Raw genomic sequence first — 18,772 nt, 5'->3', positions numbered from 1 at the left:
TTGTGGTTAATGGCTGATAACTTAAGTGAGATTAATCTAAATAAAAACCTATGTGTTGATGTAATCGAATCATTAATTCTTCTTTATCATTTACAAAGTCGAGCTTTTGCGTGAAGGAGTTCAGGGCTTGTTCAATTTGATTAACAAACTTACCATAGCCATGAGAAGTCTTATTCTGCTCACTAGCAACAAAAATAAGCTGTACCGTATCTACTAATTTGTTGGCGTCCCATTTACAGGTATAACCACCAGAGGTGTGTTTGGGGTTGTAACCAAGCATTAATAATTCGCCGTTGGTGATAACGTTTTCATCTTCACCACGTCGTACAATAGGCACTAAACCGTTTGCTACCACTGCACCGTTATGTAAATTGTGATGTTTAGCTGAACTAATAAAGGCATCAGCGATAAGGTTATACAGCTCGATGTACTTTTCACTGTGTTTATCATCAATTTTTACTAAAGAGCGAATACGGCTATTAATTGGTAAGTCAATTACGGCATAGGTTAGAGCATCGGTTACCTCTGGTAGTTGTAATTTGTCAGCCAAATATCTATCTGTCATCGGACGGAACTTATGTGCTTGACTGCCTTCAATACCTTTGTGCTTAGCAAACAAATCATAAGTTAAGTGCTGATGATCACACACTCTAATGGTTGCTAATGGTACTTTGCTTTGCTTAGCAAATTCTGTAATAGCTTCTTTAACTTGTTGGTGGAATTGCGCTGAATTTACGCGAATATCATCACCATTGGGTAAAAAGATTAACGTGATTTTCTTTGCTTTGTTTTGGCCATTATAAAAAGCATTACGGCTGGTGTGATACTTTGTATTGTACAGGAACAAAACTTGTTGTTTCGTTTGCGCGGTGAGCTTTTCTGGGCTGTAACGTACGCGAGGAAATTTATCATTAGCAACAAATTGTGTACTTTCAATTGCAAACTTATCGTTAACACTGAAAAAGGTTTCAGCTAAGTATTGGTAAAGCTTTTCGTAAGGCGCATCAGCGCCTTTATCGATAAGATGATCAAATGAAGCTAGAAGCTCATCGGTTAATGGAATTTTAGCCATTAAATATTGGTTTTCTCGAGCAGAAGAGGGAATATAAACTTTATGCTGGAGGTTTCTGGTACGTGAAATAGACATATGTACACCTGTTCCTTGATTAATATGACGAAAGTATAGCTAATTTGCCTTAGTTTAATATGATGCAAATCAAGCTTAAAGATGAATATCATAGCCAATATGTTAAAAAATGTAATGGCAAATAAGTTATTTAAAAGTCTTGAAATTTTTGTCTAATTCAAACAAGGTAATCTGAATATCATGATTAGGATAAAAACGATGAAAAAAATAAAAAATGAAGCTGAGTTAGTAAAAAAAGCCATAGTTATTGGCGAAAAATATGCAATAAATCGTGGTTACAAAGGCTTTAGCGCAACGAACGCAGCGAAAGATAAAATTGAAAGCCTTTATCGCTTATTGGTTAATGATAAATTAATTCAGCCTTTACCTGTTGTTCAGGAAAATCAAGTGAACATGAAACATAAGCTCGCCTTGTGGATTGCTAAGCAGTTACCTGAAGGACATGCACTACTTAAATAAGCTCAGTCAAAGGAATTATTTCTTATAAATAGAATATTTAGTCTAAAAAAGTCGCTTTTCTGATTTTTTTCGTAGTAATACGGTGCTAACACTGTTAGATTGTCTGTGGGATAACCAGTATAGGCGTCTAGACGTAAAGCCTTAGACGTAAAACTAAATAAATATTGCCCATGGTGGCGAAAGAAGTAGAGAGTAGACTTATGTATCAAACTGACGATGTACGCATTAATAATATCAAAGACTTATTACCTCCAATTGCATTATTGGAGCGATTTCCGGCGTCAGAGCAAGCTACTAAGTCAGTTCTAGCAGGTCGTAAAGCTATCCATGATATTTTAAATGCTAAGGATGATCGTTTATTAGTGGTGATTGGCCCTTGTTCTATTCATGATCCACAAGCAGCCATTGAATATGGTCAGCGCCTTGTTGAATTAAGAGAAAAGTATCAAGATAATTTAGAAGTTGTTATGCGTGTTTACTTTGAAAAACCGCGTACCACAGTGGGCTGGAAAGGTTTGATTAATGACCCTTATCTAGATAACAGCTTTAAGCTTAATGATGGTTTACGTATGGGACGTAAATTATTATTAGATTTAAATGAGCTTGGCTTACCAACGGCGGGCGAATTTTTAGATATGATCACGCCGCAATATATGGCTGATTTTATGTGTTGGGGGGCCATTGGTGCTCGCACAACTGAATCGCAAGTACACCGTGAATTAGCGTCAGGTTTATCATGCCCAGTAGGCTTTAAAAATGGCACCGATGGCACGATTAAAATTGCCATTGATGCTATCGGCTCGGCAGCTGCCTCACATCATTTCTTATCGGTAACTAAATTTGGTCATGCCGCTATTGTTGAAACCAGCGGTAACAGTGATTGTCACATTATTTTACGTGGTGGCAATAAAACCACCAACTATGATGAAACTAGTGTGAAGCAAGTGACAGAGCAATTATCTGCAAGTGGCTTAAATACTAAGGTTATGGTTGATTTTAGCCACGCTAACTCACAGAAAAAGTTTGCTAATCAAATGTTGGTTGCTACAGATGTTTGTGGGCAAATTAGCCAAGGTAACGAGCATATTTTTGGTGTTATGGTTGAAAGCCATTTAGTTGAAGGCAACCAAAGTTTGGTGGATGGTAAAGCACAAGTTTATGGGCAAAGTATTACCGATGCTTGTATTGGTTGGTCTGATACTGAAACCATGTTAGCGCAACTAAATGAAGCGGTGGCAAATCGTCGGACAGCAAATAAATAGTTCCACTTCAATATCAATTCATGCTAAAACGTCTAACTATTGAATATAGTTAGACGTTTTTTTATAAGGGAAGAAAATTGCAGCAAACTGTTACTGATATTTTAGCCAGCATTGAATCAGTTGTTTTAGGCAAACCAACAGAGTGTCGATTGGCACTTGCTTGCTTACTGGCAAAAGGGCACTTACTTATTGAAGACTTACCCGGTATGGGCAAGACCACTTTATCTCAAGTATTAGCTGCTACTCTAGGGTTAAGTTATCAGCGAACGCAATTTACCAGTGATTTATTACCAGCAGATGTGGTTGGTGTTTCTATTTTTAACCAAGAAACTAAAGCCTTTGAATTGCATCAAGGCCCGATATTTAATCAAGTTGTCTTAGCGGATGAAATTAACCGCGCTAGCCCTAAAACGCAAAGTGCCTTACTTGAAGCCATGGCTGAAAAGCAGGTGAGTATTGATGGTAAAACTTACCCTTTGCCTGAGCCATTTTTTGTTATTGCCACACAAAACCCTTTATTTCATGCCGGAACCTACCCATTGCCAGAATCTCAGCTAGACAGATTTATGATGCGCTTATCGTTAGGCTTTCCAAATGTTAAAGCTGAAAAGCAAATTTTGCTTTCCGGCAGTAAAAAAGAAGCCAGTGCTGAACAAGCAACTTTAGCTAGTCTTAAGCAGGTTGACGTTGATGCCTTATTAAAAATGCAACAAGCTGTTGAAGCGGTAACGGTATCTAATGATGTGGTTGAGTATATTATTGCCTTAAGTCATGTCAGTAGACAGAGCTTTACTCAGGATGGTGGTAATGCTGCGGTCAATAATAAAATACAATGTAAGCCGTTATCCCCCCGAGCTGGCAAGGCGTTACTTGCTGCGGCTAAAGCTTGGGCCTTTATTGAGAACCGAGATTACTTATTGCCTGATGATGTTAAAGCCGTATTTCAGGTTGTCTGTCAGCATCGTTTAGAAGTCAATGCACTTGCCGAGCAAAATCAAGGTGTTAGCGTTTCTCAACAAATCTTGCGTAGTGTTGATGTGTTGAATCCGTTAGGGCATTAAATAACCACATGCTGACAATGGTACGAACTTTCTTTCAAAAGCGTTTTAATCTCTGGTTAAGCAGAAGGATCCCGCCAGCAAAGCAACATCACTTGACGAGTAAGAATGTTTTTATTTTCCCAACCCGTTTTGGTTTTGTTTATATTGCCTTTGTCTTGGTGCTATTTTTACTGGGAACTAACTACCAAAACAATATTATTGTCTTAGTAAGCTTTTTATTGGCGAGTTTTTTTATTACTGCCATGCTACATAGCTTTAATAACTTTTCAGGCTTAGTGATTATCTCTGATAGCGTTGAAAAAGGCTTTGCCGATCAAGAGATCATTTTCACGTTAACCTTGTTAACAGATAAGCCGCGATACGATTTTTATGCTGAATTTGTTAACACGCAACTGCACGCTGCAAACGCTAAACTTGTCTGCTGCAATAAAGAAAACACAAATTTGAAGCTTAGCTTGGTAAGCCAAAGAAGGGGCGAGTTGCAACTTGGCCGAGTAAGGCTAAGTAGCGAATATGCTTTTGGTTTATTTAAGAGTTGGTCCGTATTAGATTTTGATCATAAGGCCATTGTCTATCCCAGACGTCTTGTTTTACCCAGTGCACAATACCAAATGACAGGCATGCAACAGGATGATGGTTTATCTTTGTATAGTACCAATGTGCAGGCAGGTCATGATGATTTTGCCGAACTAAAGAGTTTTGTTTTAGGTGAGTCGTTGTCCCGTACTGCGTGGAAACAATTAGCAAAAGGTCAGGGGCATTTCAGTAAGCACTATCAAGAGAGTCAAGGTAGCCCCATGTGGTTAAAACTATCAGATATGCCTGCAGTGTCATTAGAAAAAAAGCTAAGTTTTCTGGCTTATTTGATATGTGAATTTACTCAAGATAAGCAAAGCTTTGGTTTATTATTAGATGGAGCAGCAGGTAAACATACATTGATATCTATAGAGCCCTCATTAGGTAGTCAACATCAAGAAGCGTGCTTAACCGCACTTGCCAATTACTCATGTTAAAATTTTCTCCAATTGCAGCCAGTAAAGCAAAAAAAAGCGCAGCAAAGCCTTTAGTGTTAGCTAATAGCACAGCTTGGCTATTGCTCGTTAGTCAATGTGTTAATGTCTTGGCAATTGCTGGGGAATTACGCTTTTGGATGATTGCAATACTGGCTATGTGCTTTGGCTGGCAAGCTGTGGCTTTATTAAAGTATCGCGCTAATTTTCGAGCGAATAAGCCTAAGGCACAAACAAGCACTAAGCGCCGTTCGTTGATAAATTATCAAGAAGATAATGGCCTTATTTTAATCTCGCCATTATTGCTGACATTATTTGCCGTGCTTGGTTGTGTTGCAATATTTTCCTCTGCTTCTAGCTTAGGTTTGTTGTTAAGCATGGTGCACTTATTATGCTTTTCATATGTGTTAAAAGGCTTTGAATTAACTAAGCGTAAAGACTTTTATCAGCTGTTTTTACTCGGGCTGTTTGTGCTTATTTCAGCGTTGATATTTAAACAAGGCATTGTCTTTAGCCTGCTAGTCATATTGGCTATAGTTCTTAATCTATCCGTTATAGTTCATTACTTTTCTCCAAGCAATAAAGTGGCTAATGTCTTTAAATTGGTCAGTGTATTGTTGCTGCAAAGTAGTATTTTAGCGATAGCCTTATTCTTGTTTTTTCCCAGGCTTAGTCCTTTTTGGCAAGTACCTATCGCTAAATCAGCGCAAACAGGTTTATCTGATATTGTACAGCCGGGCGATATTGCTAATTTAGCGCGCTCCAATACATTGGCATTTCGCGTTGAGTTTGCTGATGGGCAAGTTCCTGAATACTCTCAGCGTTATTGGCGTGCTATGGTGATGGAAGATTATGATGGACAAAAGTGGCAGATAGCTAAGTCTCACAATACTCAAGTTATGGCGAGCTCCTTTGAGCTAACGGGAAATAAGCAGCTTAAGCCTATTACCCAAGGTGATGGGCTCGATTACCGTGTTATTGTCGAGCCAAATTTTCAACAGTGGCTGTATGTACTGGCTGTGGCTACAGCTCAAGGGGAGGTCTCGCTATTTCCTGATTACACCATACAAAGTAAAAAAGTTATTAGTCAAACCATGGCGTTTAAATTTACCAGTTATCTAAATAGCCCTTTAGATAAGGTGCTATCTGAGCAAAGTAGGCAAATAAATTTGGCATTGCCAGAGCAAAGTAATCCTAGACTATACCAACTTGGCCAGCAATTGTTATCACAATATTCAAACCCTCAAGATCGTATCAATGCTGTGCTTAACTCTTTTAGTCAAGATATGTTTTATTACACACTGCAACCGCCGCTGTTAAGTAATAATAGTTTAGATCAATTTTATTTTGATACCAAAGCCGGTTTTTGCGGCCACTATGCCAGTAGCTTTACCTTTTTGATGCGCGCTGCGGGTATTCCTGCTCGTGTGGTAACCGGATATTTAGGTGGCGAGGTGAATGATTTAGCGACCACAGGTGACGGTCAAATAGGGCACTTAAATGTTTACCAATACGATGCCCATGCCTGGGCAGAGGTTTGGCTAGAGGGTATTGGTTGGCAGCGAGTTGATCCTACCGGAGCGGTTGACCCATCAAGAGTTGATTCAGGTCTTTCATCTCAGTTAATTGAGCAGCAAGCGGCATTAACCAGTGACTTATTTAGCTTATCTAATTACAAACAATTTGATTGGTTAAATTCACTTAGATTAACCATTGATGCGCTAGATTATCAGTGGACTAAATGGGTTTTAGGCTACTCTACCGAGCAACAGTACAATTTACTGAAAAAGCTGGTAGGGCAAGTATTACCATGGAAAATAGGCTTGATCATATGTATTGCACTTATTTCGAGTATGGCACTTATTCTGTTTATTTTTAAGGTGAAGAGCCATTTAGCAAGCCGCAGAAGTAATAGTAGTCCCTCGTATAAACTCTATCAAACAGTATTATTCGCTTTAGCTAAAAAAGGTATAGTGAAAGCTCCTTATTCAACTGCCGGCGAGTTCGCCCTCGAATTAAGAGAAAATTATCCTGAGCTGGCTATTGCCTTTACTCGCTTTAATCAGAGTTTTGAGAAATTAAGCTATCAGCAATTATCAGCGAGTGAACAACAGCAATTACTTAAGCTGATGCGTAGTCAGCATAGGCAGTTTATGCAGCTTTTAGCGAAAGAGGTATAAATTAGCTGAAAAACCAAACTAAAAAGTCTTAAAAAAACATTTCTTCTATCTTAATGAAATTGCAATAAATTAAACCTAACATACTAGCAGCTTCAAATTTGTCGGCTTGTGTAAAAGCCGACAACTAACTAAGTTTATTAATGGAACATGCAGTAACCCTGCTGCAAGTAAATTAGAGCGTGTTGAACTTTTGAGAATACTTAGAGAAAGTACAGCATACTTTTGAGGGAGTTAAGATAGATGCCTTATAAGTCGTTCAATAATCCACCTGCTGTTCTTCCCACGAGATCCTTAGCAAAGTCAATGGAGCTAGATATAAGTCAACATGAGCAAGCTCAATGTGCCATCAAGCAGCAGATTTTAACTCAACAGAAAGTTATTGCTACATTAGCCTATGTTACTTTGCTTGGCTGGTTGCTCGCTATGATGTTATATGGTCACCAAAAATCAGAATATGTTAGCTTTCATTTAAAACAATCATTAGGGCTTATTATTACTTCGGCATTGTTCTCATTTCTACCGCTGATTGGTTGGGGTGCCAATCTTGTGTTGGTCATTATTTGGTTCATTTGTCTTGTCAATGCTGCCTTAGGTAATGTCTTTAAAGTGCCGTTATTAGGCAATATATTTCAGCGCCACTTAGACTTTATTCAATAAACTATTTTTCCTAGGCTCTATTTTAGCTGTATTTCACCCGTCTTAGACGAAAGTCCTACTTTAGATGAAATCTTATAGATAAAAACCTCGCATGGGTTTTGTAGTTGTTTGAAATATCTTAAAAACTCTATATTTCTCTAGTGCTCAATCTCTGCTTATGGTTAAATTTAACCACGTAAACTGTTCTGTATTTTCTAAGGTTAAATTTTGATCTATTTATATCCTGCCAACAAAATGGAAAATTTACTGTTTCTTTTTGACAGGATTTCTCAATTATCGCCTTTGGGTGTGTTTAACCAAGAAATTGTTTTAGTACAAAATCCCGGTATGCAGCATTGGCTTAATCTGTCTATTGCCAAACAGCGTGGTATTAGCATGAATGTTAGTTATGCGTTACCTGCGCAATATCTATGGAAGCTAATGAGAGAGCTGGCTAGCGATGAAAATGTGCCTGTTCAGTCACCGTACTCTAGGGAAGTACTGTGTTGGCGAATTTGTCGCTTATTAAGCTCGAATAAAGTACTGGAAGATGAAGATTTCACCAGTGTTAATCAGTATTGGCAGCTAAAAGATAGTGAGCATAGTCGTCATTTTGAGCAGCAACAAGCGCAATTAAAACGTTATCAGCTTGCAGTGCAGCTAGCTGATTTATATGAGCAGTATTTAATCTTTAGGCCAGATTGGTTAGATGCATGGCAACAAGGCTCACTTAATAGCACTTTGAAAGACTTTACAAACCAGCAAACGGATGTGCGATGGCAGGCTAAGTTATGGGCGATGTTGACCGAGGAAATTCCCTATAACCCAGTAACTCTTGTTGATGATGCGATAAACAATCTAGCCAATAAAAAATCAATTTTGCCTAAGCGTTTAAGTATATTTGGTTTAAATACTATGGCGCCTATGTGGCTTAGCTTTATCAATCAGTTAAGTGAGCATATTGATGTTCACTTTTTTCATTTAAACCCTTGTTTTAGTTACTGGGGAGATATCATCAGTGAAAAGCTGGCCTTTAAACAAATTCAAGCCTGGACCGATGACGTTACTCAGCTAGAAACACATGTTGGCAATCCGCTGTTGGCTAATTTTGGCCAACAAGGGCGAGAGTTTGTTTCTTTATTGCAAGATTACAGCACCTTTAATATTGAAGCGTTTGAGCAGTTAAATGATACCGAAGAGCAAACAGAACAATTATCTGTATTAGCGCACGTACAACAGGATATATTAACCTTAACAGATAAACGTAGTCAGGCAATCAATAAACAAGATGATTCGATCACCATCACCAGTTGTCATAGCGCGCTTAGAGAAGTGCAGGGCTTACATGACTTTTTATTACATCAATTTAACCAAGACAGTGAATTAACACCAAAAGATGTTTTGGTTATGTGCCCTAAAATAGAAGATTATGCGCCTTATGTTCATGCGGTGTTTAGTCGAGGCTGGCAAGACTTAGATAGTAATATCCCGCCATTACCTTGTTCAATTGCTGATCGCAATGCTATTGATAGCGACCCTCTGGTGGCAAGTTTTGTTGATTTATTAAACCTACCAGATAGCCGCTTTCAAGTGAGTCAATTACTTGCACTGCTGCGTTTACCTGCCATTGCCAGTCGCTTTTCTGTTCCTGTTGAGTCGATAGATAAAATCAGTCATTGGTTAGCAAAGTCTGCGGTTCATTGGGGCATTGATAGTTCACATAAACAAAGTTTTATCGGTAATGATGCCAATGATAATTACACTTGGCATCAAGGGCTAACAAGACTCTTGCGAGGTTTTGCTTTTGCTGATAGCCAAAGTATTTATCAAGATCAATTAGTGCTCGCGCTAGTTGAAGGTGATGATGCCGTATTGCTTGGTCAATTGCTCTTATTTATTGAGCAGTTACAACAATTTACTTTATTACTTACCCAAGCCAGAACGCCTGCTGCTTGGCATAGCTTTTTAACGCAACAACTTGAAAATTTAATTGATGAGAAGGTTAACGCTGAAAGTGAAGCAAGTGTTGATTGTATTTTACAAGCGATTAATTCGCTGGTTGAGTATTGCCAGCATGCGGGCTATGAGCAAGATATTGAACTAAGTATTGTGATTGACTTTTTAACGCAGCATTTCAGTCAAGGAGATGCCAGTCGACAGTTTATGGTGGGTCAAGTTACCTTTTGCTCTATGCTACCTATGCGCAGTATTCCCTTTAAAGTCATTGCGGTGCTGGGCTTAAATGATGGCGAATTTCCAAGGCAGCGTCAGCCGCTAACCTTTGATTTAATGGCTAATACTCCGGCTCGATTGGGAGATCGCTCTCGTCGTGGGGATGATAGGTATTTGTTCTTAGAGGCGATTATATCAGCGAGGCAAACCTTATACTTAAGTTTTCAAGGGCGTAATATAAGAAATAATAGTGTGAAACAACCTTCTTTAGTGCTGAAGGAGTTTATGGACTACTTAACTGCAGGTTATGGTTGGTCATTTGAGCGCGAGCAGCAATCTAGCTCTGATCTTAGAGAGTTAGCTATGCAGGCATATAGTCAACATAACTATACCAGTAAGTATGCAAGTTTTGACGCCAAATGGTTTAACTTAGGCCAAGCGCATGAAAGTGTTCAGCAAGGCCAAGGGCATTCATCACAACTTAAGGTAACTGATGATTACCCTGAGCATATTAAGCTTTCGCTTGATGAGCTCGTGGCATTTTTTATGCACCCATCTAAATACTTTGCGCAAAAACAGTTGCAGCTTTATTTTAACGAGCAAGATCAGGTGTTAAGTGATGATGAGCCGTTTGCCATTGATCAGTTACAAAGTTATTTAGTCAGGCAAGCCTTGGTACAGGCGAACCTTGAGGATAAGACAGAGCAAAACAGTAACTTAGTGCTAAAAGAGGCACAGTTATCGGGCTATTTTCCTGATCAGCCAAATACAGAGCAAGTATTTCAGCATTGGCAAGATGATGCCAGAGACTTTGTTAGTGAGATCAGCGCAGATAATAAAAACGATGCGATAGCAATTGATTGTCAGCTAAGTGTCGATATTATGCTTGATGACAAACACCAGGTTAGCTTTGATTTAACGCATAAATTTTTGTTAAAAGATAACTGCTTATTACGGTATAGAAGTTCAAGCGCTAAGGCGAAAGATATATTTACTTTATATATTGAACAGTTATTTATCTTAGTTTGGCAGCAACAGGTAGATTTACCATCACTAGCGACAATACAAGCACCTTTAATGGATGTTAGCCACTCAAAAGGCTTTTACTTTAATACTAAAGCGCAACAAGTAGAGCATTTTGTGCTTGAGTCTGCGGCTATTGATAGTCAGCATCTTAAGCAATTATTACGAGTATTTTTATCAGGCTTACAACAACCACTATTGTTAAACGCTAGTATTGCTCATATGGCGCTACAAAAGAAACGGGGCAAAGTTGAGCCAATGACACAAGATAAGTTCGCATCATTTTGGCATGGCAGTCATAACTTACCTGGTTTTAATCAAGACCCTTACATAGATTATTTTTGGCCTGATATTGTTAGCTATACAGACATAGAAACTGAGCTGATGACATTATATGGGCCAGTCTATAACGGCGTTGTCAAAGTAACTGATAGTCAAAAGAAGCGCTCACAGGATTAAAAAATGAAGATAGAAAACTTGTGTGCCCAAACTATTCCCTTATTCGGAAGACACCTTATTGAAGCCAGTGCCGGTACGGGAAAAACCTATAATATCACCCGTATTTATTTGCGTTTACTGTTAGAGCGAGAGTTAAGCGTTGAGCAAATATTGCTGGTTACTTTTACTAAAGATGCCACGCAAGAGTTACGTGGTCGCATTGATAGCTTTTTACGTGAAGCCTTACATAGTTGGTCAAGCTTGTGTGAAAGCGATGAATATTTTGCTGCAATCAAAGAAAATGTCGATAGCGATAGGGTTGTCTACTTATTAAAAAGAGCGCTATTACACTTAGATGAAGCTTCAATATTTACTATTCATGGCTTTTGTCAACGCGTGTTAAGCCAACACGCTTTTGCCAGTGGTTTACCTTTTAATGCTAGCCTTGCAAAAGATAATAGCGATATTGTTATTCAGGCATGTCAAGATTGGTACCGACAACTGGCTAAGCAAGAACAAGCGTTTAACTTATTGGCGGAATTTTGGCCGACACCACACAATTTTTTATCAAGCTTTGCTAAAGCCATTAGCCATACCAGTGAAATAGCGATACAGGATGCTAATGACTTGATTTTGGCTTTTGCTCGCTTACTAAAACAAGCCCATAATGATTTAGAGCAGCATAATGATTTATTACAGGCATGTTTGATTGACGTTAAAAAGGGCAGTGCTAGAGAAGAAAGATTAGCTGAACTTAACCAGTTAAAAGCTTGGTTGACTAATTTATGGCAAGCGGCTGAGCAAGGTGAGTTACTTGCTCATTTAAGCCCTATGCCTGATAAATTCATTGATGGACGACGCTTTAGCCGCGCAAAAGAAAAGCTAGCCTTGCAGTCTGCTTTTATGCAGCTTAATGAAGTGAAAGGCCAAGTTAAAGGTATAGCGAAAAAAATTGCTAAAGCCAATGCGTTTGCGATTGTTCAGCAAGGTATTTACCTGATTAGAAAAAAAGTGATTGAGCGTAAACAGCAGCTTAACCTGCTTGATTTTGATGACTTAATTAATACGTTAGCGGTTACATTACAGCAAGATAATGATGCCAGCCGAAAATTGGCAAGGCAGTTATTTCAACAATACCCGGTTGCTTTAGTCGATGAATTTCAAGATACCGATCCTAAGCAATTTGCCATATTAAAAGCGATTTATTCTGCTGATGATATACAAGAGATAACACCTGCCTTGTATTTAATTGGCGATCCTAAACAGGCCATATATGGCTTTCGTGGCGGTGATATTTTTGCTTACCTTAATGCAAGAACAAGTTGTCAATATCATTGGTTGATGGATACCAATTGGCGCTCAACACAACAAGTGGTTAACGGCTACAACCAATTATTTGTCGCTAAGAGCCCAGAATGTGATTTAACCCTAGATGATAGCGTTTTTGGCTTTAATATTCCTTATTTACCTGTAAAAGCGGGTAAAGTAGAGGACAAAGAACTTGATTTTGCCACTAAATCAGCTGCTGCTATTCAGTTTATTCATTTTAGTAATGACGAGGGAAAAATAGGACAAAGTGCTCGGTCGGCTCTAGCGACTTGGTGCGCCAATGAAATTATTCAGTTAATAACTAGCCAACAAGTAAAACCAAAAGATATCGCAATCCTAGTAAGAGACGGTGCTGAGGCCAGAGATATTAAGCAGGCGCTGCACCTTGCATCACTTGATAGTGTATTTCTTTCTGATCGCAGTAACTTGTTTCAAAGTAAACAAGCTAAACAAGTACATGCCTTGTTAGCAGCTGTATTGCATGTTGAAAATGACTCAACATTTATTGCTGGCTTATGCTGTGGCTTACTTGGTTTTGAAGCACTTAAGCTGTATCAACTGCAACAAGATGAACAGGCTTATCAGCAACTCAAATATGCTTTTGTAGATTACCGTAAGCAATGGCAGCAGCAAGGTTTTATTGCCATGGCAATTAACTTAATGCAGCAACGTTTTATCTTAGGCAATGAAGATAAAGACCGCACATTAACTAACGCTTTACATTTATTTGAAATTTTACAATCTGCCAGTCAAAGGTTTCATCAGCCTGAAGAGTTGTTGCATTGGTTAGCTCGTCAAATTAGCTTAGATAACCCGGAATCTGAAGCTGAACTTCGTTTAGAAAGTGATGGCGATCTTATTCGTATTGTGACTCAACACGGTTCGAAAGGCTTAGAGTACCCTGTGGTGTTTATCCCGTTTGTTACCCGCCATAAAGATCCATTAAAGTTTGGTAATAAATCAGTTAGTTATATTGAGTATCATAATGATCAAGGTGAATTACAGCTTAGCTTAGATGGCAGTAGTGATGCGAAAAAAGCCATGAGTGATGAAGCTTATGCCGAAACAATACGTTTGCTTTATGTTGCGGTTACCCGAGCCGAAAAACGCTGTTATTTATTAACTTGTGCGTTTGATGGTTATCACTTATCGCCTTTAGGTAAAACATTAGCATGGCAAAAAGATCAGGATATTGTTGCTAGCTTATCTCAGTTACAGCATAACGCTGGCGCTGATATTGCAGTAGAGCAATATCAGCTTGATGATGTACAAGCACAGATAATAGATAAAGAACATTTACTAAGGTGTCTTGGCGTAGACCATAATAGCCCTGCGACTGTAACTCAGTTTAATGGTCATATTGAACGTGATTGGTGGTTAAGTTCATTTTCTGCGTTGAGCCGAAATATGAAGCATGTTGGTATTTCTTTGCCTGATCGAGATAATCAAGCCGTTGCCAGTGAGATTGCCAGCCATGAATCATTAACAGATATACGCTTTGAGTTAGCTAAAGGTGCCAGTAGCGGTAATTTATTGCATGATATTTTAGAGCATGTTGATTTTCAACATCCCAATTGGTTAGAGGCAACTAAATGGCCTTTAACTAAGTATGGTGAATTACCGCATGGTTTTACCGAACTAGATTTAACAAATTGGCTGGATGAAGTGCTGCAGTGCCGCTTTATTAATCGACAAGTAAAATCATATGCAGAGGACAGTGCAACGTCATGTTTAGCTGATATTGCCACTGAGATGACCTTAAGAGAAAGCGAATTTTATTTTCCAATGCATCGCGCGCAAACAAGCCAGTTAGCAAATTTGTTAACCGATCATCGAAAATCTGCAATATTAGAAAGTCGTGGCAATAGTGCTCGTCGAGTCATGCCGGTACAACTGCCAAGTTATCAAACCTTATCAGGTATGATGCATGGTTTTATTGATCTGATTTTTTGTCATCAAGGAAAGTACTACGTCAGTGATTATAAATCGAGCTATCTTGGTTCATCGATAACAGACTATCATCACGATAAACTCTTAGAGCATGTAGAAGCTAATCATTATGATTTACAGTATTTAATTTATGCGCTGGCGCTTCATCGACATTTAAAGCAGTCCTTAGTTGATTATGATTTTAACCGTGATTTTGGTGGTGTCTATTACCTATACTTACGAGGAATGAGTGAGCGAAAAGACCATGCAGGTTGCGGCGTATATTTTCGGCAAATAACCTTAGCTGAAATAACAACATTAGATAGCTTATTTTCAGGCGATGTCTGTTTAGAAAAGTGTAACCAACAAGATAAAGAGGAACAGCATGGCTGAGTTAATGTATCATAACTTTGCCCAAGCAAAGCAGGCTTTATCAGGCATTGAAGCGATAGATTACTTTTTTGCTAAAGATGTATTAGTAGCCGTTAATTGTGAGGAAGCAGATAGCGTACAGTTATTTCACCTTTGTGCTGCGCTAACACAAAGTTTAAGGCAAGGGCATGTTTGTTTGCCAATTAACGAAGTTGCGTCGCAGCAATGGCTAGCTCCTGAAAGAGGCGATAGTGTAGATGAACAAAAGTCTTTTCAATTCGAATCTTTTACCGAGCTTAAAGCCTTAATAACACGCCTTAATGTTTTACCAAGTGATAATCAGTTGATCGTTTTTGATAAAGATTGCCTGTATTTGAAGCGGTATTGGTTATTTGAGCGTGAGCTACAGCAACAGTTGGGCGAGCGATTAACGGCGAAAGCACGCTATAGTAATGTCGATATTAAAGCATGTATTACTGAGCTTTTTCCTGTTGATGACAAGCTCAAATCAACAGAAGTTGATTGGCAGGAGGTTGCCGTTGCCAATGCAATAAATAAAGGCTTTGCTATTATTGCTGGAGGACCTGGAACAGGAAAAACCTATACTGTTACTAAGCTATTGGCAGCGATAGTTTCTTTGCAGCAAAAAACTCAGCAAGCCGCATTAAAAATTGCCTTAATTGCGCCCACAGGTAAAGCCGCACAGCGTTTATCAGAATCAATTATTAATGCTAAAGCAGGTTTTACTGACTTAGTAGCCGCTAAGGTTTTGTCGGCTATCCCTGATGAAGCGAAAACTATCCATAGGTTATTGGGGGTCATACCTAATCAGCCTAACTTTAAACACAATGAAAATAACCTGCTTTCATATGATGTGATCTTAATTGATGAAGTCTCTATGGTGGATTTACCTTTAATGACACGTCTATTTAGAGCATTAAAACCAAGCGCACAAGTCATTATGTTAGGTGATGCTGATCAACTACCATCAGTGTCAGCAGGTAGTGTGCTTGCCGATATTGCTCCTAGACCACATGCTGGTTATTCAGCGGCCAATAGCCAATATTTAGCTCAAGTTTGTCAAAGTTATTCGCTTTCACCAAGCCTAAGTGAAGCAGCTTGTCAGCGCAATAGCATGGACTATTTGACCCTTTTGAGCAAAAGTCGCCGTTTTGATGGTGCTGGTGGCATTGGCTTATTAGCACAAGCGGTTATTGCTGGTGATGTTAAGCAAAGCTGGCATTTGTTAAGCGAAGAACATAATGAGCAATTGACCTTTGAGCAGGGTGAATTAAAACAGTGGTTAATGCCATTAGTAGATAAATATTATCTGCCACTGAAGCAATGTACTGATTTGGCACAAGCGTTTGCTTTACTGCTTAAATTTCGTATTTTATGCGCAACGCGCAAAGGTGCCCAAGGTGTTGAAGAAATTAACAACTTTATTGACGCTATGATGACGGGGAAAGGGAGGCAATGGCAACAAGAACAACATAACTTGTATCACGGTAAGCCTATTATGATCACCGAAAATGATTATCAATTAGGCTTATATAACGGTGACATAGGTATTGTTTGGCAAAATGAAGATAAACAGTTATCAGTTTATTTTGAGCAATCGGGTCAAGGTGATAATGCTGAGCGCTACAAACGAGTTATGCCTTCAAGGTTACCTAGCCATGAAAGTGTTTTTGCGATGACCATTCATAAGACGCAAGGTAGTGAGTTTTCTCACGTTGCTATGGTGCTTCCCGAGGGAGCTGAGCAAAGCCAAAGTCAGCAACAGCTGTTATCTCGAGAGTTACTTTATACTGGCATCACACGCGCTAAAACGCATTTATCGATTGCAAGTGATAAGGTGACTTGGCAGCGAAGTGTTTTAGCCAAAGTGAAAAGGCATTCGCAATTAACGCTATAAAGGTAATTAAGTTTTTTAACTTTCACCGCTAGATTTTGATAAAAAAGGTACTGGGGTGTTAATAGCTGCTCGAATATCACCATTTTTGAGTAACTTAGTTATTTTCGCACTAATTAACTGACTTTCTTTGGCAAATGGTGATTTCTTTGAGATAGCAATATAACCATATACAGGCTTACTGAATTGGTATGCTTGTTTCGTAAATTGTTCGTCGTATGTTTGTTCATCAACTAAAGGCAAGATAGACTCTTCACGGGCAATAAAAGCATCAATTCGACCCTTTAGCAACATTTGGATCATTTGCTTACGGTCGTTAAATTGCACTTTTTCAAGTTTATTATCTCGGTCAAAGCGCTCAAAATAACGGCTTCCTCGAATAGAGCCGACAATTAAATGTTTTAAATCATCGTAAGTGTTTATGGTGATAGCACTATTTTTTTGTGTATAAAAATTAATAGGGTGTATTTGTTCTACTATTGGCGGTTTAATAAAGTCTAAATACTCACTGCGCTCAGGCGTTTTGAGAATAGAAATAATCATATCTGCTTGTCCTGTTTTTAACATTAACAAACAGCGAGCCATAGGGCAGTAGATAAAATTTACATTTTTTTGATATGACTTTGCTAATAATTTTGCTATTCGTATATTTCGACCGACATACTGACCATCAACAATGTCAGCAAAAGGTGGCTCTATATAGGTGGCTATTTGAATAGTTGCAGGTGTTTGCGCGCACACTAAAAAAGGGGCGGAGAGAAAAATCAGGAGCGTTAACAGCCTTTTCATGTAAGCAAACTTATTCAAGTTAGGGGATCGCTTTAGCAGCTCTATTAAATTATTGACTATCAGCTATTAAAGCATGAAGCATGCCTTGTTACCACTAGTATCATGTTATTAATCTGTATTGCGGATGGGGATTTGGCTGTTGGTGTTAATATTACCTTCAAGGTCAATTGTTACCGAAGCACCGTTTAAGAGCAAAACCACAACTTGATTGGCGTCTATATCTCTTATAAAGCTAAGTTCATAGCCATAATGAGATAAAGAGCTAACCGCAGCTTGTTGTGCCACATTGAGCTGAGACCATAGTTTATTTCTGCTAGGGCAAGCGCTTCTTCGTTCAGCTGCACATTCATTATCGCTATCATCTAAATCTAGCTGTGTAGAGTCATCAAACATATTAACCACCAAATTTACCCATACTCTATTTAAATCTAGCTTACTTTTATCAAATAGCTATTAATTCCTCCTTTTAAACTCGCATCTTGTTGTCAGTTATTTTTACAATATTATTGCCGCTAGATTAATTTTTATTGAATAATTGACTTAATTGATTGATTGTTAATGTTAAAACTCTTATAGGTATAATTAATGCATTGCAGTGCTTAGTTGCGTTATTGATCAGGATAAATTCTCTAGTGCATTTAGCTGTAGCAAAAGAGTGAGGTATTTATCTCAATTTACCTTTTGTTGAACGTCAAATAATATGAGCTTTCGAGGGTTTAAAAATTCAATTAAAAAGTTTCACCAGCGCCGCAAGCCTGTGGAGAGTTATGCTTGGTGGTCTCTACTTAATTATGCACAAAAACGTTCTGTAAGCTCCTTGTTTCAGTTCGGTTATGATATCGACTTTGTACGAACATCTAATGATACTTGCCTTGTTGTGATGTCACTTGACGGTGTTAGCATTACCGTAAATGAAGATGGCGTTATTGACACCCAGCCCAATATTAAAATGAGACGAAATAAAACCTAAGTTTTGCTTATTTAAGCTTTATCTAGCGAGGAGCGCTTGTATAATTGCACATTAAAATTCTTTTAATTTGAAGTGAGCAA

13 protein-coding genes are annotated in these 18,772 nt (G+C 38.5%); 10 read left to right on the top strand and 3 right to left on the bottom strand.

The genetic code is table 11. The annotated features are described in order from the left end of the window. Positions 1–31: 31 nt before the first annotated feature. Positions 32–1,147, bottom strand: coding sequence for a DUF3083 family protein (locus tag EMK97_RS02470; RefSeq protein ID WP_130599132.1), 1,116 nt, complete (start codon positions 1,145–1,147; stop codon positions 32–34). Between the two features lie 198 nt (positions 1,148–1,345). On the opposite strand from EMK97_RS02470, the gene EMK97_RS02465 reads away from it, so the two are divergent. From EMK97_RS02465 to recD, 9 genes are all read left to right on the top strand, one after another. After that, the gene (locus tag EMK97_RS02465) at positions 1,346–1,606 is read left to right on the top strand and encodes a DUF5062 family protein (RefSeq protein WP_130599130.1); all 261 of its coding nucleotides are present in this window, start codon (positions 1,346–1,348) and stop codon (positions 1,604–1,606) included. Between the two features lie 200 nt (positions 1,607–1,806). Further along, positions 1,807–2,868, top strand: coding sequence for a 3-deoxy-7-phosphoheptulonate synthase AroG (aroG, locus tag EMK97_RS02460; RefSeq protein WP_130599128.1), 1,062 nt, complete (start codon positions 1,807–1,809; stop codon positions 2,866–2,868). A 77-nt stretch (positions 2,869–2,945) separates the two neighbouring features. Beyond that, positions 2,946–3,929: an AAA family ATPase gene (locus EMK97_RS02455; RefSeq protein ID WP_130599126.1), complete on the top strand. Its 984-nt coding sequence runs from the start codon at positions 2,946–2,948 to the stop codon at positions 3,927–3,929. Between the two features lie 92 nt (positions 3,930–4,021). Further along, positions 4,022–4,942 carry a DUF58 domain-containing protein gene (locus EMK97_RS02450; RefSeq protein ID WP_246028859.1) on the top strand — a complete coding sequence of 307 codons (921 nt, stop codon included), beginning with the start codon at positions 4,022–4,024 and terminating at the stop codon, positions 4,940–4,942. Next, the gene (locus tag EMK97_RS02445; RefSeq protein WP_130599122.1) at positions 4,936–7,119 is read left to right on the top strand and encodes a transglutaminase TgpA family protein; all 2,184 of its coding nucleotides are present in this window, start codon (positions 4,936–4,938) and stop codon (positions 7,117–7,119) included. The genes EMK97_RS02450 and EMK97_RS02445 overlap by 7 nt, the downstream gene beginning before the upstream one ends. Before the next feature lie 303 nt (positions 7,120–7,422). Further along, a complete protein-coding gene (locus EMK97_RS02440) occupies positions 7,423–7,776 on the top strand; it encodes a hypothetical protein (RefSeq protein ID WP_130599120.1) in 354 nt (117 codons plus the stop codon). 207 nt (positions 7,777–7,983) lie between these two features. Beyond that, positions 7,984–11,409 carry an exodeoxyribonuclease V subunit gamma gene (gene recC, locus EMK97_RS02435; protein WP_130599118.1) on the top strand — a complete coding sequence of 1,142 codons (3,426 nt, stop codon included), beginning with the start codon at positions 7,984–7,986 and terminating at the stop codon, positions 11,407–11,409. Positions 11,410–11,412: 3 nt separating this feature from the next. Continuing rightward, the gene (recB, locus tag EMK97_RS02430; RefSeq protein WP_130599116.1) at positions 11,413–15,039 is read left to right on the top strand and encodes an exodeoxyribonuclease V subunit beta; all 3,627 of its coding nucleotides are present in this window, start codon (positions 11,413–11,415) and stop codon (positions 15,037–15,039) included. Further along, positions 15,032–16,936, top strand: coding sequence for an exodeoxyribonuclease V subunit alpha (gene recD / locus EMK97_RS02425; RefSeq protein WP_246028858.1), 1,905 nt, complete (start codon positions 15,032–15,034; stop codon positions 16,934–16,936). The genes recB and recD overlap by 8 nt, the downstream gene beginning before the upstream one ends. Before the next feature lie 15 nt (positions 16,937–16,951). Here recD and EMK97_RS02420 read toward each other — a convergent pair whose 3' ends face one another. Both EMK97_RS02420 and EMK97_RS02415 read right to left on the bottom strand, forming a co-directional pair. After that, entirely contained in the window at positions 16,952–17,722 is a 771-nt protein-coding gene (locus EMK97_RS02420; protein WP_130599112.1) for a substrate-binding periplasmic protein, read from the bottom strand. Positions 17,723–17,830: 108 nt separating this feature from the next. Continuing rightward, entirely contained in the window at positions 17,831–18,115 is a 285-nt protein-coding gene (locus EMK97_RS02415; RefSeq protein ID WP_130599110.1) for a hypothetical protein, read from the bottom strand. A gap of 307 nt (positions 18,116–18,422) precedes the next feature. Here EMK97_RS02415 and EMK97_RS02410 point away from each other — a divergent pair, with 307 nt between their 5' ends. Beyond that, a complete protein-coding gene (locus tag EMK97_RS02410) occupies positions 18,423–18,692 on the top strand; it encodes a hypothetical protein (protein WP_130599108.1) in 270 nt (89 codons plus the stop codon). Positions 18,693–18,772 lie beyond the last annotated feature (80 nt).

The sequence above is a fragment of the Litorilituus sediminis genome (genome assembly GCF_004295665.1).
GTDB lineage: Bacteria > Pseudomonadota > Gammaproteobacteria > Enterobacterales > Alteromonadaceae > Colwellia > Colwellia sediminis.
This window is presented reverse-complemented; position numbering and strand designations above follow the sequence as displayed.